Origin of the sequence: Streptosporangium sp. NPDC049078, from assembly GCF_040648855.1 — a bacterium.
Taxonomy (GTDB): Bacteria; Actinomycetota; Actinomycetes; order Streptosporangiales; family Streptosporangiaceae; genus Streptosporangium.
Window position 1 is genome coordinate 117,565 of record NZ_JBEZEL010000024.1, and the last position, 20,413, is coordinate 137,977.

A 20,413-nucleotide genomic window follows, 5' to 3' on the forward strand; every position below is an offset into this window, starting at 1 on the left:
CCAACGGCGGGACAGCCCCCTTTCGTGTTCCAGGGAACAGTCCGGAACGGTCACGTGAGGCCGTAGGGCCCGCGGTCTCCGGGGAGAAACGAGTCGTGCGAGGACAGGCGGCCCCGGAACACCCTGTCCGGGGACGGCCCGCGACGCCGGGCACCGGCGACCGGCTCCGGCTTTTCGCGGGAACGAATCCGGCGGCGCGAGTTGTGACACGGGGATGGACGAGATGGCATCCTCGGATACCGATGGACACGTACACAGCTCGCCGCCTCGCCCTGGTCGCCGCGGTCACCGCCTCAGCCGTGCTTCTCGCGGCCTGCTCCGCGGCCGAGTCGGCCGCCCCCGAACCGTCCTCCGACGCCGTGAAGAAACCCACCGAACCGGCCGAGGCCACCCCCCCCACGCCCGAGCGCAAGCCGTACACCATCTCCTTCGGCGGGGATGTGCACTTCGAGGGCGTGCTGCGAAACCGGCTGAACGCCGATCCGAAGACCGCGCTCGGCCCGATCGCCAAGGTGCTGAGAAGCTCCGACCTGGCGATGATCAATCTGGAGACGGCGATCACCACCGGCGGCACCCCGGCCCCCGGCAAGCAGTACACCTTCCGTGCCCCGGCGACGGCGCTCACCGCGCTGAAGGCGGCCGGGGTGGACGTCGCCTCCCTCGCGAACAACCACGGCATGGACTACATGCAGAGCGGGCTGACGGACTCTCTCGCCGCCATCAAACGGTCCAGGTTCCCGGTCGTGGGTGTGGGCAGGAACGAGGCCGAGGCGTACAGGCCGTGGCGGACGACCGTGAACGGCAACCGCGTCGCCATCATCGGCGCTACCCAGGTGCTGGACGCGGAGTTCATCCAGGCGTGGACGGCCTCGGGCGACCAGGGCGGCCTCGCCTCGGCGAAGAACGAGGCGAGACTGCTCCAGGAGGTGCGCAGGGCGCGCAAGAACTCGGACACCGTGATCGTCCATCTGCACTGGGGTACCGAGCTGCAGAAATGCCCCAACGAGGCGCAGCGTGGCCTGGCGCCCAAGCTGGTCGCGGCCGGCGCGGACGTCGTCGTCGGCGGCCACGCGCACATCCTGCTTGGTGCCGGATACCTGAAGAACAGCTACGTCAGTTACGGTCTGGGCAACTTCGTCTTCTACAACTGGGGACCGGAGACCGGCAGGACCGGTGTGCTCACCTTGACGATCAACGGCCGCAAGGTGCTCAAGGACCAGTGGACCCCGGCCACCATCCAGGGCGGGGTGCCGGTCCCGATCACCGGGACCGGGCGGCAGCAGGCGGTCGCGGACTGGAAGGCGCTGCGCGGCTGCACCGGCCTCGCCGCCAGGCCCACCCGCTCCGAGTGACTCGGGGCGGGCCCGGCGGAGGTTCCGGACATCTCCCGATATTCCGGAGGAGGTGCGGAACAGGTTCCGGGCGTCTCGTGCGGCAGGAGGGCGTGACGCCGGTGGAGGAGCCAGGTGACGTCCCCCCGGCACTCACACACCGCCTCACATGCGGCGTTGCGCGGTTCGTCCGGTCCACCCCGGGGTGGAGAAAACTCGTGATTGGTGAATAACTACTGACCCTGACGTGTCAGAGGGGCAAGATGGTGTGGTGTCCACCATGTCCTGCGAGGAGCGCGGAGAGGCTCCACTGCGGCGCCAACCCACCCAGCGACGGAGCGCGCGACGTGTCGAGCGGATGCTCGACGCATGCGCCGACCTGCTGGACGAGATCGGCTACGACGCGCTCTCCACCACGAGGATCGCCGAGCGCGCGGGGGTCGCGATCGGTTCGGTCTACCAGTTCTTTCCCGACAAGCGAGCCATTACCCAGGCGGTGACCCGGCGGCACGTGGAGGGGTTCGTCTCCCGTATCGGCAGGCGCTTCCTGCTGGAAGACTACGAGGGCTGGTGGGACGCGGTCGACGCGATCATCGACGAGTACGTGGAGATGCACAGGAGCGTGCCGGGTTTCCGGTCCCTGCACTTCGGCGACGTGGTCGACCTCAACCTGCTCGACGCCTCGTCGGAGAACAACACGGTGATCGCCGGACGGTTGCGCGGTCTCCTCCTGCAGGAGTACGGGCTGGCCGACAGCGAGGAGTTCGACCTGGCGATCCTCGTCGCGGTCGAGGCCGGGGACGCCGTGCTCAAGCTGGCCTTCCGGCGCGATCCGAACGGCGCTCCGGAGATCGTGGCCGAGGCGAAGCGCCTCATCCGGGGCTATCTGAACCGCCAGTTCGCCCGCGTCTCGGTCTGAGAGCCATCGCCCCCCTGACGAAGCGCGAGCCGCGCGAAGGGGCGAGCCGTCACCGCGCCCGTGTTCCGGGCTGAGGGAATACGGGCTGAGGGGATACGGAAGGGGAAGCCTCGACGGGGGATGTGCCGGTGCCCTCCGGCAGGCTCTCGACGCCGAACGCGTCCGGTGCGGTGAGCGCGTCCGGCGCGGCAGGCATGTCCTCCCCCTCCCGGTGTCGTCCGCCCCGGCGTTCGAGCTGGGACCACCGCTCGGGGAAGGCGGCCTCAGGGCGCCCCTGCGCCGTCAGCCCCTGCCGCGCGGGCTCCGGTACGCCCTGCCCCGGCGTTTCCCGCCCTCGCGTGCCACGTTCCCGAGTATCCGGTCCCTGTCCCTGCGGGACGCGTTTCCTGACGACGTGTCCGCGCGCACGCGGCCGCTCGTCCTGCCGCCGTTCCGTACCCGCCACCGGAACGGGAACGACCGGGGACAGTCCGGGTGGCCGCGTCCTCGGCTCCGCGCGAGACCTCCCCGAGGAATCGCACGACTCACGGCGGGACGAGATGATCGGCTGGAGCCGCCTCTCCCGGTGGTTTCGTTCGACTTTCCTGATCCGGGCGGCGAGCCTCTCGCCACGGATGCGGTTCTCCAGGGTGACCAGCTCCCGGTGTGCCTGCCCGATCGCCTCCATCTTGACCGAGAGGTATCCGGCGGACCCGGGAACGACCACGGAGAAGGCCAGAAGGAGCATCAACGTGAACGATGTCTGCTTGGACATGCCCATCGCGACCCCTTCCCGTGACCCGCTCCTCTGTCAGTAGTCGTTGGTCATATGCCCGTTTTGCTGGGAAAAAACGCGCAGCGTAGTCGTTCGTTTGCCCAAGGTAACGTGGCCAATACCTGCCGTTGGCCGTACGCGGTCGAGCGTCGCTCGGTACTCTCGCGATGTGGCGCATGTGACACGTGAGCAACTTGATCGATTGCTTGAGCAGGCACTTCTGGCCGACGATCACGAAGACCTGGCCCGGCGACTCGAAGACCTGGTCGAGACGTACGCGTCCGGCGACATATCACGGGCGGCGATCCTCGTGCTCGCCGCCGAGGAGTGGCGGCAGGCCGGACAGCCCGCCCGGGCCTTCGACTGCTTCCAGCGGGCGGTGGACGACGGCGGCGAGGTGAGCGTCGATCCCCGGGCGGGGATCGCCGACACCCTCTTCGAGCTCGAACGGCCTGACGAGGCGAGGGAGGTGATCGCGGCGATCCGCGCCGTCGGTGACGTCACCGCGGCCACCGCCCTCACGGTCGCCGAGACCCTCGTCGCCTACGGCGACCTCGGAGAGGCCCATCAGTGGGCGACCGAGGGGGCGCACCGGGCGGTGGAGGGCAGCGGCGAGCACATCGCCCTGCTCAGAACCCGCTACCGGATTCGCGTGGACCTCGGTCTCCCGGAGGACGACCTCGACGCCCTCCTGGACGCCTCGCACTGACGGCGCCCCGGTCCCGCCGACCTGACATGCGGCGGGGGAGGGCCGTGCCCCGTGAGGCACGGCCCTCCCCCGCGATGGTTCGGCGGTGGATCTATGCCGACCCGCGGGCTGATCCGCGGATCGGAGGCCGGTCCACCTGCCGGCTCCGCATTTACTCCACGTTGAGGTTCGGGAGCGTTCCCTCGGGCGCGGGAAGAACGGGAGCCGCTTCGGCGCTCTGCACCGTGGTGCCGCTCGTGCCACCTTCCGTCGTGGCCTCGCCGGCCGCGGGAGCGTCCGGCGGCACGGGGGCCTCCGGGCGCGCGGCGGCCGGCGGCTCCACCGTGGGCATGTTCGCGGTGGGTGCGTCGGCGGTGGGTGCGTTCGCGGTCGGCATGTCCGCGGTGGGTACGTCGGCGGGCACGTTCGCTGTGGGCATGTCCGCAGTGTGGGTGTCCGCGGTGGGTGCCTCGGTGGCGGGTGTGTCCGCGGTGGGCATGTTCGTGGTGGGTGCCTCGGTGGTGGGCGCCTCGGCAGCGACCGCGTCGGCGGCGGGTGCGTCGGCGGCGGGCGTCTCGGCAGTGGACGCCTCGGTGGAGGGCGCGTCCGCGGCCGGCATGTCCGTGGTGGGTGCGTCGGCAGCGGGTGCGTCCGTGGTGGGTGCCTCGGTGGTGGCGGGCGTCTCGGCAGCGACCGCGTCGGCGGCGGGTGCGTCGGCGGCGGGCGCGTCCGCGGTCGGCAGGCTCTCGGTGACGGCCTCCGCCGGGACGAGGTCGGGCATCGGAGGCGCGGGCACGTTGACCGGTGCGTCCGAGGTGCCCGAGGTGACCGGCACCTCGACGAGCTCACCGGGTGCCGGCGGGGCCGGGGCCCGCAGCCAGCTGATGCCGTCGCCGGGAGCACCCGGCGTGCCCGGCAGTTCCGGTGCCTCGGCCATGATGCTCACCCACGAGTTCGTCCACTCGTGACCGGGAAGGCTCGACAGCCCGAAGGCCCCGGCGTCCGCGAAGTCGACCACGGCGGAGGGCTGGGAGAACTGGGGCAGACCGGTGACGCGTGCGAGCCGGTCCGCGGTGACGGACGTTTCCCCGATGTTCGCGGTCACCGGCGCCTCAGCACCGGCCACGGCCGCCGGCGCCTGCTCGCTGTTCACCGTCACCGGCGTCCCCGGAGGAGGCAGCTCCGTGTCGCTCACCGTCACCGGCGCCTCGCCGCTGGTCGCGGCCTGTGGCGTCACGGTGCTGTCCGTCGAGAGGTTCGCGGTGCTGTCCGTGGCCGGTGAGGTGACGGTGCTGTCCGTCGAGAGGTTCGCGGTGCCGTCCGTGGTCGGCGGGGTGACGGTGCTGTCCGTCGTCGACAGGCTTGCGCTGCTGTCCGTGATCGATGGGGTGACGGTGCTGTCCGTCGTCGACGCTGTGACGGCGCTGTCCGTGGTGGGAGCCCCCTCGGGCGTCGCGGCGGTTCCGGCGCCGCCGGTCTCCTCGCACGCGGGCTCCACCGGTCCGGGCGTTCCCGGAGCCGTCGCCGTGCCCTGCTCCTGGCAGGGCACGAGCTCCGCCGACGCCGGGGAGGCCATCGTGAGGCCGGCGCCGACCGTGAGCACCGCCATCGCAAGGATTCCCCGGATGTTCCGTGATGAATTCGACATTCGCATCCCCCTGTTGCGTTCGGTAATCCGACGAAAACCGAACGTAACAGGGGGGTCTCGCTCAGGGGCGGGCTTAGCTCAATGGTGGTCAAGCCATTACCGGGCCGCGTCGGAGGCGGTCAGGTCCTCACCGGCCTCCAGCCGCCCACCGTCGGCTCCCACCGACCTCCACCCGGCCTGCCGATTTCATCGCGCGGTCGCCGTCAGGCCCTCACCGGGCCGATGGACAGGGAGTCCCTCGCCTCGTCGAGGTCGACCAGCACCTCGTCGCCGTCCTGGACCTCGCCGGAGAGGACCTCCTTGGCCAGTTTGTCGCCGATCGCGGACTGGACGAGGCGGCGCAGCGGACGCGCGCCGTACAGGGGGTCGTAACCCGTCAGCGCCAGCCAGTCGCGCGCCGCCGGGGTCACGGTCAGCGTGAGCCGCCGGTCCGTCAGGCGCCTCGCCAGGTGGGCCACCTGCAGGTCCACGATCCTGGACAGCTCCTCGGTGCCGAGCGCGTCGAACTGGATCACGTCGTCGAGCCGGTTGAGGAACTCCGGCTTGAACGAGCTTCTGACCGCCGTCATCACGGCGGCCCGCTGCGCCTCCTTTTCCAGGCCCGGGTCCACGAGGAACTGCGAGCCGATGTTGGAGGTGAGGATCAGGATCACGTTGCGGAAGTCGACCGTCCGGCCCTGTCCGTCGGTGAGCCGCCCGTCGTCGAGCACCTGGAGCAGGATGTCGAAGACCTCGGGGTGGGCCTTCTCGACCTCGTCCAGCAGCACCACGCCGTAGGGCCTGCGCCGCACGGCCTCGGTGAGCTGGCCGCCCTCCTCGTAGCCCACGTAGCCGGGAGGTGCCCCCACCAGGCGCGCGACGCTGTGCTTCTCGCCGTACTCGCTCATGTCGATGCGGACCATCGCCCGCTCGTCGTCGAACAGGAAGTCCGCCAGCGCCTTGGCCAGCTCGGTCTTGCCGACGCCCGTCGGGCCGAGGAACAGGAAGCTGCCGGTGGGCCGGTCGGGGTCGGAGATGCCCGCCCGCGCCCGCCGTACGGCGTCGGAGACCGCCTCGACCGCCTGTCGCTGGCCGATCAGCCGTCTGCCGAGCTCCTCTTCCATACGGAGGAGCTTGCTGGTCTCGCCCTCAAGCAGTCGGCCGGCGGGGATGCCGGTCCAGGAGGAGATCACCTGGGCGATGTCGTCGGAGCCGACCTCCTCCTTGACCATGGGGTCCTCGGGCTGGGCGGCCTTGCTCGCCTCGGCGAGCTCGGCCTCCAGCTTGGGCACCTCGGCGTACATCAGCCGCGAGGCGGCCTCGAAGTCACCGTCGCGCTGCGCGCGTTCGGCGGAGCCGCGCACCTCGTCGATCTGCTTCTTCAGGTCGCCGACCCGGTTCAGCCCCGCCTTCTCCTGCTCCCAGCGGCCGACCAGGGCGTTGAGGTCCTCCTGGCGGTCGGCGAGCTCCCCGCGGAGCCGTTCCAGCCTCTGCAGGCTGCTCTCGTCGGTCTCCTTGGCGAGCGCCAGCTCCTCCATCTTCATCCGGTCGACGTTCCGCTGGAGCTGGTCGATCTCCACGGGACGGGAGTCGATCTCCATGCGGAGTCGGGAGGCCGCCTCGTCGACGAGGTCGATCGCCTTGTCGGGCAGGAAGCGGGAGGTGATGTAACGGTCGGAGAGCGCGGCGGCGGCCACGAGCGCGCCGTCGGAGATCTGGACCTGGTGGTGCGCCTCGTAGCGGCCCTTGAGGCCGCGCAGGATGGCGATGGTGTCCTCGACGGTGGGCTCGCCCACGTAGACCTGCTGGAACCGCCGCTCCAGCGCGGGGTCCTTCTCGATGCGCTCGCGGTATTCGTCCAGGGTGGTCGCGCCGATCATCCGCAGCTCGCCGCGGGCCAGCATGGGCTTGAGCATGTTGCCCGCGTCCATCGCGCCCTCGGCGGCGCCCGCGCCGACCATGGTGTGCAGCTCGTCGATGAAGGTGACGACCTGGCCGTCACTTTCCTTGATCTCCCCGAGCACCGCCTTGAGGCGCTCCTCGAACTCGCCGCGGTATTTGGCGCCGGCGACCATCGCGCTGAGGTCGAGGGCGATCAGGCGCTTGTCGCGCAGGCTGGAGGGGACGTCGCCCGCGACGATCCGCTGGGCCAGCCCTTCCACCACCGCGGTCTTGCCGACGCCGGGCTCGCCGATGAGCACCGGGTTGTTCTTGGTACGGCGGCTGAGCACCTGGACGACGCGCCGGATCTCCGAGTCGCGGCCGATCACCGGGTCGAGCTTGCCCGCCCTGGCCCGCTCGGTCAGGTCGATCCCGTACTTCTCCAGCGCCTGGTAGGTGTCCTCCGGCGTCTCGCTGGTCACCCTGGCGTGCCCGCGCACCTTCTCGAAGGCGTCGAGCAGCGCGTTCGGGCTCGCGCCGTTGGACCTGAGCAGCGTGGCGACGGAGCCGCCGTCGGTGGCGAGACCGACCAGCAGGTGCTCGGTCGAGACGTAGTCGTCCTCAAGTCCGCGGGCCCGCTGGGCCGCGGTGTTCATCACGGTGAGGAGCTGCCGGGAGCTCGACGGGGCGCTGACGGTGGAGCCCTGCGCCTTCGGCAGGGCCGCGAGCTGCTTCTCGGCCTCGACGCGCAGTTGCTTCCAGTCGGCGCCCACCGCTTCGAGCAGGGGCACGGCGGTGCCACCGGTCTGGGTGAGCAGCGCGGTGAACAGATGGGCCGGGGCGACCTCGGGATTGCCTTCGGCGGCCGCCCGCCTGATGGCGGAGGAGACCGCCGCCTGGCTCTTCTGGGTGAGCTTGTAGTCCATGCTTGTCAGGCCTCACTCGAAAGTGCTGTGTCATAGGGCGACGCCGGCCCGGCGGATCCTCACGGGGCGTGTGCCCCCGGCGCGTTCTCACGGCCGGTCACAGACGCGTCCTCAAGGTGTGGGACGGAGTCTCAGGCGGGGGGCAGCTGATACTGGATGAGCGCGCGGATCGTGTTCATCTCCGCGCGCAGGCGGTGGTTCTCGTCACGCAGGCGCATGGCCTCCGTTTCGAGGACGAGGATTCGCTTGATGCCCGCGAGGTTGATGCCCTCCTCCTGGGAGAGCCGCTGGACCTCGCGGAGCATCATGATGTCGCGGGTGGAGTACAGGCGTCCGCGACCGGCCGTACGGCCTGGACTGACCAGGCCGAGACGGTCGTACTGGCGCAGGGTCTGCGGGTGCAGACCCGACAGCTGGGCGGCCACCGAGATCACGTAGACGGGTGTGTCGTCCGACAGATCGAAGTAGTTGGCTTCCATGGCTACTCGCTTCTGGCCTGTTCGATCAGGTCCGCCCGCGGGTCACCACCCGAGGTGGCGTCGCGGAAGTCCTCAAGGGCGCCTCTCGCCTTGTCTTCCAGCTGTTGCGGCACCAGAACCTCGATCGTGGCGAGCAGGTCGCCCTTGGTGCCGTCCTTGCGCGCCACGCCCCTGCCGCGCACCCGGAAGGTGCGGCCGTTCGGGGTGCCCTCGGGGATGCGCAGGGTGACCGGCAGCCCCTTGAGGATCGGCACCTTGATCTCGGCGCCCAGTGCGGCCTCGGTGAAGGTGACCGGGACGGTGACCGTCAGGTTCTCTCCCGTCCGGCCGAACACGGGGTGCGGCTTGACGTGGATCTGGACGTAGAGGTCACCGGCAGGACCACCGTTCTCGCCGGGTGCGCCCTTGGCCTTGATCTTGATGCGCTGGTTGTCGCCGACCCCCGCCGGGATGCGGGCCTGGATCGTGCGGGTGCTCTTACCCCGCCCGCTCCCGTCGCACACCGGGCACGGGTCGTCCACCAGCAGGCCGCGGCCCTTGCAGTCGCGGCACGGCTCGGAGAAGGCGAAGTTGCCGAGGTTGCGGCTGGCCGCCCCGGTGCCCTCGCAGGTCGGGCAGACCCGTGGGGTGGTTCCGGCCTTGGCGCCGGTTCCTCCGCATCCGGTGCACGCGGAGGAACTGGTCAGGCGGAGCGACACCGTGGTGCCCTCCACCGCCTCGGAGAAGGAGAGCGTGACCTCGGACTCGATGTCCTGGCCGCGCCGCGCCCTGCTCGTCGTCCCCCCGGGGCGGCTCGCGCCGCCCCGGTTGAAGAGCCCACCGAAGATGTCGCCGATGCGCTCTCCGGTGCCGCCCTGGTGTTGCTGCTGGCCGGTCCCCCCGAACAGGTCCCCCAGGTCGAACGGGAAGCCACCCGAGCGCGGAGCCCCCCCGCCACCGGCGTAACCGCCGAGACCCGATCCGAACAGCGTCCGCGCCTCGTCGTACTCCTTGCGGCGCTTGGTGTCGGAAAGGATGTCGTACGCCTCGGAGACCTCCTTGAACTTCGCGGTGCTCTCGGAGGTCGCCGAGCTTCCGGGGTTGGCGTCCGGGTGATACTGCCTGGCCAGCTTCCGGTACGCCTTCTTGATCTCATCGGCCGTAGCGGTCTTGGGCACACCAAGGACGGCGTAGTAGTCCTTCTCCAGGTAGTCCTTGGTGCTCATCTACGTTCCTTCTCAGAGATCAGATGTGGGGGTGTCAGTTGTCGTCCGCGGCGGGCTCTTCTGGCTCCGCGACCGCGACGCGCGCGGGGCGGAGCACTCGCTCGCCGATCCGGTAACCGGGCTGCAGGATCTCCACGCACGTCGGCTCCGTGACGTCGGGGGAGTAGCTGTGCATCAGGGCCTCGTGCACCGTCGGGTCGAACGGCTCGCCCTTGGTGCCGTAGGTGCTCAGCCCCAGCTTCCCGGTGGCCGCCTCCAGTGATTCGCTCACCTTGGCGAAACCGCCGGTCAGCTCCCCGTGGTCACGGGCCCGGCCGATGTCGTCGAGGACCGGCAGCAACTCGGCCAGTACGCCGGCCACCGCCTGCTCCTTGACGGCCACGCGGTCTCGCTCGACCCGCTTGCGATAGTTGGAATATTCGGCCTGAAGACGCTGCAGGTCCGCGGTGCGCTCGGCGAGCTGGGTGGCCAGCTCGATCGAGGCCAGGTCGGACGCCAGGGAGGACGACGACTTGTCGGTCGTCTGCTCCCTGTCGTTCTGGCCCGTGGTCTCGGCCGGCTTCGTCTCGCGTATCTGCCCCGTCTCCGGGTCTATCTTCCGGTTGTCGCGGATCACCGGCTCCTCCTCGGAACCGTTCTCGCGCGTGCTCACGCTGGTGCTCCCCTCGGCGTTCCGGCCGTCACTTGGCGCCGTTGTCGCGCTTCGGCTCGTCGTCCACGATCTCGGCCTCGACCACGTCCTCGTCGGCCTTCTGCCCGTCGGTGGCGTCCGCGCCGGGAGCGCCGGTCGGGGTCTCGGACCCCTGCGCCTGGGCGTAGATGGCGGATCCCATCTTCTGGCTGACCGTGGCGAGCTTCTCCGCGGAGGTGCGGATCACGGACGAGTCGGTGCCCTCCAGAGCCTTCTTGAGCTCGGCGACGGCCTCGTTGACCTCGGTCTTGATGTCGTCCGGGACCTTCTCGGCGTTCTCGCCGAGGAACTTCTCGGTCTGGTAGACGAGCGAGTCGGCGTTGTTGCGGACCTCGGCCTCCTCGCGACGCTTCTTGTCCTCCTCGGCGTAGGACTCGGCCTCGCGCATCATGCGCTCGATGTCGTCCTTCGGCAGCGCGGAGCCGCCGGTGATCGTCATCGTCTGCTCCTTGCCGGTGCCGAGGTCCTTGGCGGAGACGTTGACGATGCCGTTGGCGTCGATGTCGAAGGTGACCTCGATCTGCGGGATGCCGCGCGGCGCCGGGGCGATGCCGGTCAGCTCGAAGGTGGCCAGCTTCTTGTTGTACGCGGCGATCTCGCGCTCGCCCTGGTAGACCTGGATCTGCACCGACGGCTGGTTGTCCTCGGCCGTGGTGAAGACCTCGGAGCGCTTGGTCGGGATCGTGGTGTTACGCTCGATGATCTTGGTGAAGATCCCGCCCTTGGTCTCGATGCCCAGGCTCAGCGGGGTCACGTCGAGCAGCAGGACGTCCTTGACCTCGCCCTTGAGCACACCGGCCTGCAGGGCGGCGCCGATGGCCACGACCTCGTCCGGGTTGACGCCCTTGTTGGGCTCCCGGCCCGCGGTCAGCTCCTTGACGAGCTCGGCCACGGCGGGCATGCGGGTCGAGCCGCCGACGAGCACCACGTGGGCGATGTCGGAGACCTTGATCCCGGCGTCCTTGACGACCTGGTTGAACGGGCCCTTGCACCGCTCGAGGAGGTCGGCGGTGATCCGCTGGAACTCGGCGCGGGTGAGCTTCTCCTCCAGGTGGAGGGGACCCTCGGCCGAGGCGGTGATGTAGGGAAGGTTGATGGAGGTCTCCGACTGGCTGGAGAGCTCGATCTTGGCCTTCTCCGCTGCCTCGCGCAGGCGCTGCAGGGCCATCTTGTCCTTGGTCAGGTCGACACCGTGCGCGTTCTTGAACCGGTTGGCCAGCTCGTCCACGACGCGCTGGTCCCAGTCGTCACCACCGAGGTGGTTGTCGCCGCTGGTGGCCTTGACCTCGACGAAGCCGTGGCCGTCCTCCTGGCCGACGTCGAGCAGGGACACGTCGAAGGTGCCGCCGCCGAGGTCGAAGACGAGGATGGTCTCGTCCTTCTCCTTGTCCAGGCCGTACGCCAGCGCGGCCGCGGTGGGCTCGTTGATGATGCGCAGCACGTTCAGGCCGGCGATGGTGCCGGCTTCCTGGGTGGCCTGGCGCTGGGCGTCGTTGAAGTAGGCGGGAACGGTGATCACCGCGTCGGTGATCTTCTCGCCCAGGTAGGCTTCCGCGTCCTGCTTCAGCTTCTGCAGGACGAACGCGCTGATCTGCTGCGGGTTGGACTTCTTGCCGTCGATCTCGACGGACCAGTTGGTGCCCATCTCGCGCTTGACCGAGCGAATCGTCCGGTCCACGTTGGTGACGGCCTGCCGCTTGGCGACCTCGCCGACGAGGACCTCGCCGTTCTTCGCGAACGCGACCACGGACGGCGTGGTCCGCGAACCCTGAGAGTTGGCGATGACGGTGGGCTCACCGCCCTCGAGAATCGAGACGACGGAGTTGGTCGTCCCCAGGTCGATACCTACCGCACGTGCCATGAGTACGTCCTTGTAGTCAAAGTTGAGTCGATGGGACTCATAGTGGAACCTCGTGTGAGGTTTGTCAAACGACTTGAGTCTACTGGGCTCAACCTTCTGACGCGCGGCGGCATTCCCGATTTCGGGAGGAAGGCGAAGGCGTGTCAGCGGGCGCCGTCGACCACCTTGCGCGCGCCGAGGGGCTTCTTGAGCTTGACGGTCGTCACCTTCTGGATGGCGATCTCGATGCAGGCGACGTTCTGCGCCTTGCTGCTCGGGCCCTCCCAGAGGGTGACGGTCACCCGCTTGGAGGTCTCGCGCACGGTGACCCGGTCAAGCACGTTGCACGGCTCCACCCCGGACCACCAGACGATCCGCAGGCTACGGCCGTCCTTGGACGGCTTGGCCGTCAGCCACCGCACCTTGCGGGGATTGTCGGTGTGGCCCTCGGGTTTCGTCGGTTTCGGGGTGCCGCTCGTCGTGGGCTCCTCCCGGGGAGCCACGGTGTGGGCCGCCGGCTCGGAGGGGCTGCCCGGGACGGAGGTGGTCTGACTCGCCGGACGCGAGGGGGAGGTGGTGACGGTGGCGCTGGGTTCGGTGCCGCAGCCCAGCGCCAGCAGAAGACTTCCGGCCAGGATAGAGGTCGCGATCATACGCATACCCCTAAGACGGATCGGGCTCCCGGGCGGTTCAGGACACCCCGATGTCGTCCCGGTAAGACCGCCGGGACGGATGGTCACCCGTCGCCTTCGACTCATACACGGGATGATTCCCGCCGGTGGCGGGGCCGATAGGCTGCGGGGAGTTCCGATCCACGATTTCGAGGTGCTCACATGATCGCGATTCTTGGCACCGGCAAGATGGGAGAGGCCCTGCTGTCCGGGCTGCTCAGAGCCGGGTTCAAGCCGGGCGACGTGATCGCGACGGCACGGCGTGCCGAGCGCGGCCAGGCCCTCGCGGAGCGGTACGGCGTGCGGGTCGCCTCCAACGCCGAGGCGGCGAAGGACGCGGACACGATCATCCTCGCGGTCAAGCCGCAGGACATGGGGTCCCTGCTCGCCGAGATCGCGGGGCACATCCCGGCCGACCGCCTGGTCGTCTCGGCGGCGGCGGGGATCACGACCTCGTTCGTCGAGTCGAGGCTCGGCGCCGACATCCCGGTGGTCCGGGTCATGTCCAACACACCGGTGCTGGTCGACGAGGCGATGAGCGTGATCTCGGCGGGCGCCCACGCCTCCGAGGAGCACCTCAGGCGTGCCGAGGACCTGTTCAGCCCGGTCGGCAAGGTGCTGCGCATCCCCGAGTCGCAGCAGGACGCCGCCACGGCCCTTTCCGGCAGTGGCCCCGCCTACTTCTTCTACCTGGTCGAGGCGATGGTCGACGCCGGCATCCTGCTCGGCATGCCCCGTGCCGCCGCCCTCGACATGGTCACCCAGTCGATCGTCGGAGCGGCGATCATGCTTCGTGACTCGGGGGAGCACCCCGTGATCCTCCGCGAGGCGGTCACCTCCCCGGGCGGTACGACGATCGCGGCGATCGCCGAGCTGGAGCGGCACAGCGTCCGTGCCGCCTTCCTCGCCGCCATCGAGGCCGCCAGGGACCGGGGGCGCCAGCTCGCCGAGGGCTGATCCCGTCTCCTCCCGTACGCTTTCCGCGGCCGGCCGACCGCCTGGTCGCCTCGGCGGAGGCGGCGACCCCGTCTCCTCCCGCGCGCCTCCCGCGGTCAGAGGACCGTGCGGGGTCTCCTCCACCCGACCTCCTCGTCAGGAGGTATGGCGACCCCAGGAACGTCCGCCGTTCAGGAGGGACCTGCTCAACGTGCCTGTTAAAGCAATAAATCGAGATATTTCGCTCAGATGAAAACAGGCACGTCCTCCAAGACGGCTGCGTAAACGCCATTCCGTACACGTGCGGTAACGTCGAGCCGGGAGCAGGAAGATCGGGCCGTGACGTGTGGCGTCGCGACCAGACAGGGAGTGCCCATGAGCCGGTCCGTGCGGGTTGTCTGGGACGATGCGCTCACCTCGTACGACTTCGGCCCCGAACACCCGCTCGCGCCCGTACGGGTGGAGCTGACCATGGCGCTGGCCGGGGAGCTCGGCGTGCTGGACCAGGTGGAGATGAGCGGTTGCGCGCCCGCCACCGACGACGAGCTGGCCCTCGTTCACCGGCGCGACTACATCGAGGCCGTCAAGCGGGTCTCCGCCACCGGGCGGCCCGACGTGGCCCACGGGCTCGGTACCACGGACAACCCCGCCTTCGCCGGGGTCCACGAGGCGTCCGCGCTGATCACCGGTGCCAGCCTGGCGGCGGCCCGCGCGGTGTGGAGCGGTGAGGCCGAGCACGCGGTCAACGTCGCGGGGGGCCTGCACCATGCGATGGCCGCCGTGGCGAGCGGTTTCTGCGTCTACAACGACCCGGGCGTGGCGATAGCGTGGCTGCTCTCCCAGGGCGCTTCCAAGATCGCCTACGTGGACGTGGACGTGCACCACGGCGACGGCGTGCAGGCGCTGTTCTACGACGACCCCAGGGTTCTCACCATCAGCCTGCACGAGAGCCCCCGCACCCTCTTCCCCGGCACCGGTTTTCCCGAGGAGCGTGGCGCGGAGGGCAGCGCGGTCAATGTGGCCCTGCCGGCCGGATGCGGCGACAGCGGCTGGCTCAGGGCCTTCCACGCGGTGGTTCCGCCGCTGCTGCGGGAGTTCGCCCCCGAGATCCTGGTCACCCAGCACGGCTGCGACAGCCACGCCCTCGACCCGCTGGCCAACCTCATGCTCAGCCTGGACGGCCAGCGGGCCACGTACGCGGCGCTGCACGAGCTGGCCCACGAGACCGCGGGCGGGCGGTGGATCGTGACGGGTGGCGGGGGATACGAGCTGGTGCAGGTGGTGCCCCGGGCGTGGACCCACCTGATCGCCGAGGTGGCGGGCCACCCCCTCGATCCCCGGACGGCCACCCCCGAGGCGTGGCGCACGTTCGTCAAGGAGCGGACCGGCCAGACGGCGCCGTTGACACTCACCGATGGTCGAAATCCGGAATTTCCGGATTTCTCCGCTGGTTATGACCCAGCAGACCCGATCGACCGGGCCATCATGGCGACGAGGAACTCCGTCTTCCCCTTCCACGGGCTCGATCCCCTCCCGTGACCCATGGCCCCCGATGATCGAAACCGAGGACGAAGTGCCCCTCCCAGCACCCGAGCCGCGACGCGAAGCGTCGCCGACAACGCGAGCCGAGCTTCGCGAGCACCTGATCCGTACCCGGATCGCCGGTGATGTGGCGACCAGCCGGGAGAACAACCTGGACCACTACCGGTCGCTTTCCAACCGTGATCCGCACTACATGTTCGGGCTGACGATGGACGGCGCGTGGTCCTACCGGGACGTGCTGGAGCTGATGGCGAAGTCGGCCGGGGTCGTGGCCGATCCCGGGCACCGGGAGGGGCAGGACACCATCGACCCCGATCGCACGATCGAGGCGACGGAGAAGATGGGCGACACGATCGCCGGTGTGCTCCAGGGGGAGAACCCCAGGATCCTGATCGCCACCGGGCACCCCACCGGCCTGCTCACCGTTCACATGGCCCTGGGCCGGATGCTCAGGGCACGCGGCGCGACCCTGATGGCACCGGCCGAGGGCTGGTCGTACTGGGGCAGCGGTTTCGGGCGCAGGCGCAAGATCCGTTACATGGACGACGTCGCGATGCTCGACGACAAGGGCGCCTTCGTGCACACGCACGACCCCGCCCCGATGCGTGCCATGATCGCCGAGCTGGGTGCCGACCGTCCCGATCTGGTGATCGCCGACCACGGCTGGGCCGGGGCCGCGGGCGAGGCGGGCATCCTCACGGTCGGATTCGCCGACAGCAACGATCCCGCCCTCTTCGTCGGTGAGGCCGAGGGCAAGATCGCGGTCACCGTCCCGCTCGATGACAACGTGCTACCGAGGTATTACGAACCGCTGACGCACCACCTGGTCGAGAGGGTCGTGCGAGCCCTCTGAGACGGGGGATGCGCAAATTAGGACATCCCTATACGGGCATTTCGCGCCTGCATTCCACCTACCTCGCCGCCCGTTTGCCAACTTTTTGGGGATTGTGGGCGACTCTAATGGGAGACAGTTGGTCCGTTCCAAGATCAATTCGGGAGGCACGATCAGGCTGCTGGCCAGCGTTTTCATGCGTTTCGCTGACGCGGGACTCCGAGGGCTGAGAAAATAGGGGGTTTGCGTGGCAGGGGTCCCGATTTACGCTGACGGCAGTACACGTGCGTGAGCAATGGCACCAGTGGGGATAACCCGGATACACGTGCGGAAGAGGCGTCCGATGGGTGCAGGCGAAAGACCTCTCAGCGAGGTGAAGTTCCTGACGGTGGCAGAAGTGGCCACTGTCATGAGGGTGTCCAAGATGACTGTGTACCGACTCGTGCATTCGGGCGAGCTGCCGGCCATCCGGGTCGGTCGATCCTTCCGAGTGCCGGAGCAGGCGGTACACGATTATCTCAGGGATGCCTACATCGAGGCAGGTTGAGGCAGGGCGAGCTCGACGCGTCGAGCCGGGCGGCCGGGGGGAGTGTTCCGGTCGTGAGGTGAAGGCGCCAGGCCGCTCACGGTCCTGCTCTTTTCCGGTCTGTCGGGGCACGATCTCCGGTAGGGCCGCGCGAGAGCCGGGCCTGGCCTCATCGGGGTAGCGACGTGGTCGTCACGTCGTGAGTTCATGCGCCCGGGGTCCCCCCAGGGGCGATCTACCGTGGATCGCCGGTAGTCTGTTGTGCCGGTGTGCTATCGCGCACCGGTTCGACAATCTCGGCTACCAGCTACCTGGGGGTCCCGTGGGCTCTGTGATCAAGAAGCGCCGTAAGCGCATGGCGAAGAAGAAGCACCGCAAGCTTCTGAAGAAGACCCGCATCCAGCGGCGTAACAAGAAGTAGCGCGGATCTGCGAGGCGCCGATGACCCACACCGTGCTTGTCACCGGGGTCTCGCGCCACATCGGCGCCCGAGTGGCGAGCGTTCTCGCGGATGACCCGGACATCGACCGGGTCATCGGAGTGGATACGGTGCCGCCGCCCTCGCTCTCACGTGATGGCGGCGTACCTCTCGGCCGGACGGAGTTCGTCCGCGTCGATCTGCGCAGCCCCGACATCGCCCAGGTGATCGCGGCCGCCGACATCGACACCGTCGTTCACATGAGTCTGGTGAGCGCCCCTCCCCGGAGTGGTGGCCGAGCGCTCATGAAGGAACACAACGTCATCGGCACCATGCAGTTGCTCGGTGCCTGTCAGCGGTCCGCGACGGTTCGCCGTGTCGTCGTGCGATCGACCACCGCCGTCTACGGTTCCTCCCCGCACGACCCCGCGGTCTTCACCGAGGACGCCGAGCCGGGAGAGCCTCCGAGCCGTGGCTACGCCAAGGACGCCTCCGAAGTGGAGGGCTACGTCCGCGGTTTCGCCAGACGGCGGCGCGATGTGGCGGTGTCGACGCTCAGGTTCGCCAACTTCATGGGACCAGGCGTCGACTCACCGCTGACGCGTTACTTCACCCAGCCCGTCCTGCCGACCGTGTTCGGGTTCGACCCGCGGCTGCAGTTCGTCCACGAGGACGACGCGGTCGAGGTGCTGAGGCGGATGGCGATGGAAGACCACCCGGGCACGTTCAACGTGGCCGGAGACGGCGTGCTGCTGCTGTCGCAGTGCGCGCGCAGGGCGGACCTGCTCTCGATGCCCGTCCCCTCCCCCGTCTTCCGTTTCATGGGCGAGCTCGCCCGGAGCGCGGGACTGGTCGGTTTCTCTCCCGAGCAACTCCGCCTGATGTGCCACGGACGCGTGGTCGACACCACCGCGCTGTGCACGGCTCTCGGCTGGAAGCCGAAATTCTCCACCGCCGCCGCCTTCGAGGACTTCATCCGCGCGCGTGACCTGTCAGGGGGCCTGCCCTCCGCCCTGGCGGACATGGTGTCCCGGCCGGTGCCGGGGTGAGCGATACGGCGAACGGCAGTGGGGACGGCGACCACCGGCTGGCCGAGACGCTCGCCTTCCTGCGCCGTCGCCTGACCGGAGAGTACGAGGTCGACGAGTTCGGGTTCGACGCCGAGCTCACCGACAAGGTGCTCCTGGAACTGATCCGCCCGCTGTATCACCGCTGGTTCCGCACCGAGACCTTCGGCATGCGCAACGTACCCGGTGACTCCGGAGCCCTGATCGTGGCCAACCACTCGGGCACCCTCCCCCTCGACGGGCTCATGCTCCAGGTGGCCCTGTACGACGACCACCCCGAGCGTCGCGCGCTCCGTCTCCTGGGGGCCGACCTGGTCTACCGGCTCCCGGTGCTCGGCCACCTCTCCCGCAAGACCGGCCACACCCTCGCCTGCCGCGACGACGCCGACCGGTTGCTCCGCAAGGGCCAGATCGTCGGTGTCTTCCCCGAGGGGTTCAAGGGGGTCGGCAAGCCGTTCTCCGATCGCTATCGGCTACAGCGCTTCGGCCGGGGTGGGTTCGTCGCCTCCGCCATCCGCGCGGGTGTGCCGATCGTTCCCTGCGCCATCGTGGGCGCGGAGGAGATCTACCCCAAGATCGGCGACCTGCGCCTCCTCGCCAGGGCCTTCGGCCTGCCCTACCTGCCGATCACGCCGCTGTTCCCCTGGTTCGGGCCTCTCGGGCTGGTCCCGCTCCCGTCCAAATGGATGATCGGCTTTGGCGAGCCGATCCGCACCGACGAACTCGACCCCACCGACGCCGACGACCCCATGCTGGTCTTCAACCTCACCGACCAGGTGAGGGAGTCCGTCCAGCAGCGGCTCGACGAGCTCAGGCTCAGGCGCGGTCACGCCTTCCCGCCCTTCTTCTGAGCCCTTCCGAGGTCTCACGGCACTCTCACGGCACCGCGGCTGTACCGCGAAGGGAGAAACAGTCCTCAGCGGCCGGAGCGGTAGAGGCGGCGCAGGGCGACGGCGGCGGCGATACCGCCCGCGAGGGCACCCGCGCCCGCCGCGATGGGCAGGCCGACCATGGTCGCCTTGCGTCCCGTACGGAAGTCCTTGATGTCCCAGCTGTTCTGCCGGGCGAACTCGCGCAGCTCGGCATCGGGGTTGATCGCGGTGGCGTGGCCGACCAGGGAGAGCAGGGGCAGGTCGTTGGCCGAGTCGCTGTAGGCGGAACAGCGGGACAGGTCGAGACCCTCCCTGCGGGCCAGGGCCCGCACGGCCTCCGCCTTGGCGGGGCCGTGAAGCAGGTCACCGACGAGGCGGCCGGTGTAGACGCCGTTCTCGGTCTCCGCGACGGTGCCGAGCGCGCCGGTCAGCCCGAGACGCTGGGCGATCACACGGGCCAGTTCCACCGGGGTCGCGGTGACCAGCCAGACCCGCTGGCCGGCGTCGAGGTGCGCCTGCGCGATGGCGCGGGTGCCCGCCCAGATACGGTCGGCCATCACCTCGTCGTAGATCTCCTCGCCGAGCCGGACGATCTCCTCGACCTTGTTGCCCGCCACGAACGCGAGCGCGGTCTCCCTGGCCTCCTCGATGTGCGCGGGGTTCTCGTCGCCACGGACCCGGAAGATCAACTGGCCGAGCGCGAACCTGAACAGATCCCTGCTGGTGAACAGGCCCCTGGAGGCGAGACCGCGGGCGAAGTGGTAGATGGAGGCGCCGCGCATCATGGTGTTGTCGACGTCGAAGAAGGCCGCGGACACCGGGTCGGGCTCGGCCATCGGCATCGCGACGGCGGCCGCGGCCGCGACCTCGCCGGCCGCGATCTCCCCCACCGTCGCCCGACCGGCTGTTCCCGCCTGGTCCCGCCGTCGTAGTAGCCGCCTCATAGCCACTCAGCTTAACCGCGACAGAGTGGTGAGATCGGTAGCGTCCGTGTTAGCCGGATGTGACGTCTTGGCGTCGTACGACGGTCATGCGGCATCGCGCGAGCCCGGTGGAGTCGGGTTTTCCGGCCCGGTGAGGCACGCGTCGGACGTGACGGTCGCGCGGTCGTGGACGGGCGGGACCTCTGTCCGGCTCTCCCCGCGTGAGGGGCGGCCCGGGAACCATTTTCGAGGCTGCCGCGAACCCTCGCACGTGCCGGAGACCTC

The 20,413-nt window shown here is 69.4% G+C and carries 18 protein-coding genes and 1 pseudogene; 10 read left to right on the top strand and 9 right to left on the bottom strand.

Annotated features, from left to right (window positions below; genetic code table 11):
• The first annotated feature begins 242 nt into the window (after positions 1-242).
• Entirely contained in the window at positions 243-1,352 is a 1,110-nt protein-coding gene (locus tag AB0B90_RS34240) for a CapA family protein (RefSeq protein ID WP_362926376.1), read from the top strand.
• A gap of 259 nt (positions 1,353-1,611) precedes the next feature.
• The gene (locus tag AB0B90_RS34245) at positions 1,612-2,250 is read left to right on the top strand and encodes a TetR family transcriptional regulator (protein WP_362926384.1); all 639 of its coding nucleotides are present in this window, start codon (positions 1,612-1,614) and stop codon (positions 2,248-2,250) included.
• 49 nt (positions 2,251-2,299) lie between these two features.
• On the opposite strand, the gene AB0B90_RS34250 is transcribed toward AB0B90_RS34245, so the two are convergent.
• Positions 2,300-3,004, bottom strand: coding sequence for a hypothetical protein (locus AB0B90_RS34250; protein ID WP_362926377.1), 705 nt, complete (start codon positions 3,002-3,004; stop codon positions 2,300-2,302).
• 169 nt (positions 3,005-3,173) lie between these two features.
• Here AB0B90_RS34250 and AB0B90_RS34255 point away from each other — a divergent pair, with 169 nt between their 5' ends.
• Positions 3,174-3,713, top strand: coding sequence for a hypothetical protein (locus tag AB0B90_RS34255; RefSeq protein ID WP_350942572.1), 540 nt, complete (start codon positions 3,174-3,176; stop codon positions 3,711-3,713).
• Positions 3,714-3,864: 151 nt separating this feature from the next.
• Here the strand turns inward: AB0B90_RS34255 and AB0B90_RS34260 are convergent, their stop codons facing one another.
• The 7 genes and pseudogenes from AB0B90_RS34260 to AB0B90_RS34290 form a co-directional block, all read right to left on the bottom strand.
• Positions 3,865-5,301 (bottom strand): hypothetical protein, encoded by a 1,437-nt coding sequence (locus AB0B90_RS34260; protein WP_362926378.1) that lies wholly within the window; start codon positions 5,299-5,301, stop codon positions 3,865-3,867.
• 242 nt (positions 5,302-5,543) lie between these two features.
• On the bottom strand, positions 5,544-8,126 hold the full coding sequence (gene clpB / locus AB0B90_RS34265) for an ATP-dependent chaperone ClpB (RefSeq protein ID WP_362926379.1): 2,583 nt from the start codon (positions 8,124-8,126) through the stop codon (positions 5,544-5,546).
• 203 nt (positions 8,127-8,329) lie between these two features.
• Positions 8,330-8,605, bottom strand: a pseudogene (locus tag AB0B90_RS34270) (helix-turn-helix transcriptional regulator); the annotation flags it as partial.
• A gap of 2 nt (positions 8,606-8,607) precedes the next feature.
• Positions 8,608-9,810 (bottom strand): molecular chaperone DnaJ, encoded by a 1,203-nt coding sequence (dnaJ, locus tag AB0B90_RS34275; RefSeq protein ID WP_350942576.1) that lies wholly within the window; start codon positions 9,808-9,810, stop codon positions 8,608-8,610.
• A 34-nt stretch (positions 9,811-9,844) separates the two neighbouring features.
• On the bottom strand, positions 9,845-10,462 hold the full coding sequence (grpE, locus tag AB0B90_RS34280; protein WP_350942577.1) for a nucleotide exchange factor GrpE: 618 nt from the start codon (positions 10,460-10,462) through the stop codon (positions 9,845-9,847).
• A gap of 28 nt (positions 10,463-10,490) precedes the next feature.
• Positions 10,491-12,362 (bottom strand): molecular chaperone DnaK, encoded by a 1,872-nt coding sequence (gene dnaK, locus AB0B90_RS34285; RefSeq protein ID WP_350942579.1) that lies wholly within the window; start codon positions 12,360-12,362, stop codon positions 10,491-10,493.
• Between the two features lie 143 nt (positions 12,363-12,505).
• Positions 12,506-12,994 (bottom strand): hypothetical protein, encoded by a 489-nt coding sequence (locus tag AB0B90_RS34290; protein ID WP_350942580.1) that lies wholly within the window; start codon positions 12,992-12,994, stop codon positions 12,506-12,508.
• Positions 12,995-13,174: 180 nt separating this feature from the next.
• Between AB0B90_RS34290 and proC the strand changes: the two genes are divergently transcribed.
• From proC to AB0B90_RS34325, 7 genes are all read left to right on the top strand, one after another.
• Positions 13,175-13,969 carry a pyrroline-5-carboxylate reductase gene (gene proC / locus AB0B90_RS34295; RefSeq protein ID WP_350942581.1) on the top strand — a complete coding sequence of 265 codons (795 nt, stop codon included), beginning with the start codon at positions 13,175-13,177 and terminating at the stop codon, positions 13,967-13,969.
• Positions 13,970-14,323: 354 nt separating this feature from the next.
• On the top strand, positions 14,324-15,487 hold the full coding sequence (locus tag AB0B90_RS34300) for an acetoin utilization protein AcuC (protein WP_362926380.1): 1,164 nt from the start codon (positions 14,324-14,326) through the stop codon (positions 15,485-15,487).
• A gap of 13 nt (positions 15,488-15,500) precedes the next feature.
• Entirely contained in the window at positions 15,501-16,343 is an 843-nt protein-coding gene (locus tag AB0B90_RS34305; protein ID WP_350942583.1) for a phosphatase, read from the top strand.
• A gap of 322 nt (positions 16,344-16,665) precedes the next feature.
• Positions 16,666-16,869, top strand: a complete 204-nt coding sequence (locus AB0B90_RS34310; RefSeq protein ID WP_012887307.1) for a helix-turn-helix domain-containing protein — start codon at positions 16,666-16,668, stop codon at positions 16,867-16,869.
• 301 nt (positions 16,870-17,170) lie between these two features.
• Positions 17,171-17,269 carry an AURKAIP1/COX24 domain-containing protein gene (locus AB0B90_RS34315; RefSeq protein WP_018654693.1) on the top strand — a complete coding sequence of 33 codons (99 nt, stop codon included), beginning with the start codon at positions 17,171-17,173 and terminating at the stop codon, positions 17,267-17,269.
• Between the two features lie 20 nt (positions 17,270-17,289).
• The gene (locus tag AB0B90_RS34320; protein ID WP_350942584.1) at positions 17,290-18,315 is read left to right on the top strand and encodes an NAD-dependent epimerase/dehydratase family protein; all 1,026 of its coding nucleotides are present in this window, start codon (positions 17,290-17,292) and stop codon (positions 18,313-18,315) included.
• A complete protein-coding gene (locus AB0B90_RS34325; protein WP_350942585.1) occupies positions 18,312-19,184 on the top strand; it encodes a lysophospholipid acyltransferase family protein in 873 nt (290 codons plus the stop codon). The genes AB0B90_RS34320 and AB0B90_RS34325 overlap by 4 nt, the downstream gene beginning before the upstream one ends.
• 65 nt (positions 19,185-19,249) lie before the next feature.
• Here AB0B90_RS34325 and AB0B90_RS34330 read toward each other — a convergent pair whose 3' ends face one another.
• A complete protein-coding gene (locus AB0B90_RS34330; RefSeq protein WP_350943544.1) occupies positions 19,250-20,047 on the bottom strand; it encodes an HAD-IB family hydrolase in 798 nt (265 codons plus the stop codon).
• Between the last annotated feature and the right edge of the window lie 366 nt (positions 20,048-20,413).

Excerpts from the sequence above, each read along its gene's own strand:
- AB0B90_RS34330 (WP_350943544.1), bottom strand. The coding sequence starts at position 20,047 with ATGCCGATGGCCGAGCCCGACCCGGTGTCCGCGGCCTTCTTCGACGTC.
- proC (WP_350942581.1), top strand. The coding sequence starts at position 13,175 with ATGATCGCGATTCTTGGCACCGGCAAGATGGGAGAGGCCCTGCTGTCC.
- AB0B90_RS34260 (WP_362926378.1), bottom strand. The coding sequence starts at position 5,301 with ATGGCGGTGCTCACGGTCGGCGCCGGCCTCACGATGGCCTCCCCGGCG.
- dnaJ (WP_350942576.1), bottom strand. The coding sequence starts at position 9,810 with ATGAGCACCAAGGACTACCTGGAGAAGGACTACTACGCCGTCCTTGGT.
- dnaK (WP_350942579.1), bottom strand. The coding sequence starts at position 12,362 with ATGGCACGTGCGGTAGGTATCGACCTGGGGACGACCAACTCCGTCGTC.
- AB0B90_RS34310 (WP_012887307.1), top strand. The coding sequence starts at position 16,666 with ATGGGTGCAGGCGAAAGACCTCTCAGCGAGGTGAAGTTCCTGACGGTG.
- AB0B90_RS34320 (WP_350942584.1), top strand. The coding sequence starts at position 17,290 with ATGACCCACACCGTGCTTGTCACCGGGGTCTCGCGCCACATCGGCGCC.
- AB0B90_RS34290 (WP_350942580.1), bottom strand. The coding sequence starts at position 12,994 with ATGATCGCGACCTCTATCCTGGCCGGAAGTCTTCTGCTGGCGCTGGGC.
- AB0B90_RS34300 (WP_362926380.1), top strand. The coding sequence starts at position 14,324 with ATGAGCCGGTCCGTGCGGGTTGTCTGGGACGATGCGCTCACCTCGTAC.
- clpB (WP_362926379.1), bottom strand. The coding sequence starts at position 8,126 with ATGGACTACAAGCTCACCCAGAAGAGCCAGGCGGCGGTCTCCTCCGCC.
- AB0B90_RS34240 (WP_362926376.1), top strand. The coding sequence starts at position 243 with ATGGACACGTACACAGCTCGCCGCCTCGCCCTGGTCGCCGCGGTCACC.
- AB0B90_RS34305 (WP_350942583.1), top strand. The coding sequence starts at position 15,501 with ATGATCGAAACCGAGGACGAAGTGCCCCTCCCAGCACCCGAGCCGCGA.
- AB0B90_RS34250 (WP_362926377.1), bottom strand. The coding sequence starts at position 3,004 with ATGTCCAAGCAGACATCGTTCACGTTGATGCTCCTTCTGGCCTTCTCC.
- AB0B90_RS34245 (WP_362926384.1), top strand. The coding sequence starts at position 1,612 with ATGTCCTGCGAGGAGCGCGGAGAGGCTCCACTGCGGCGCCAACCCACC.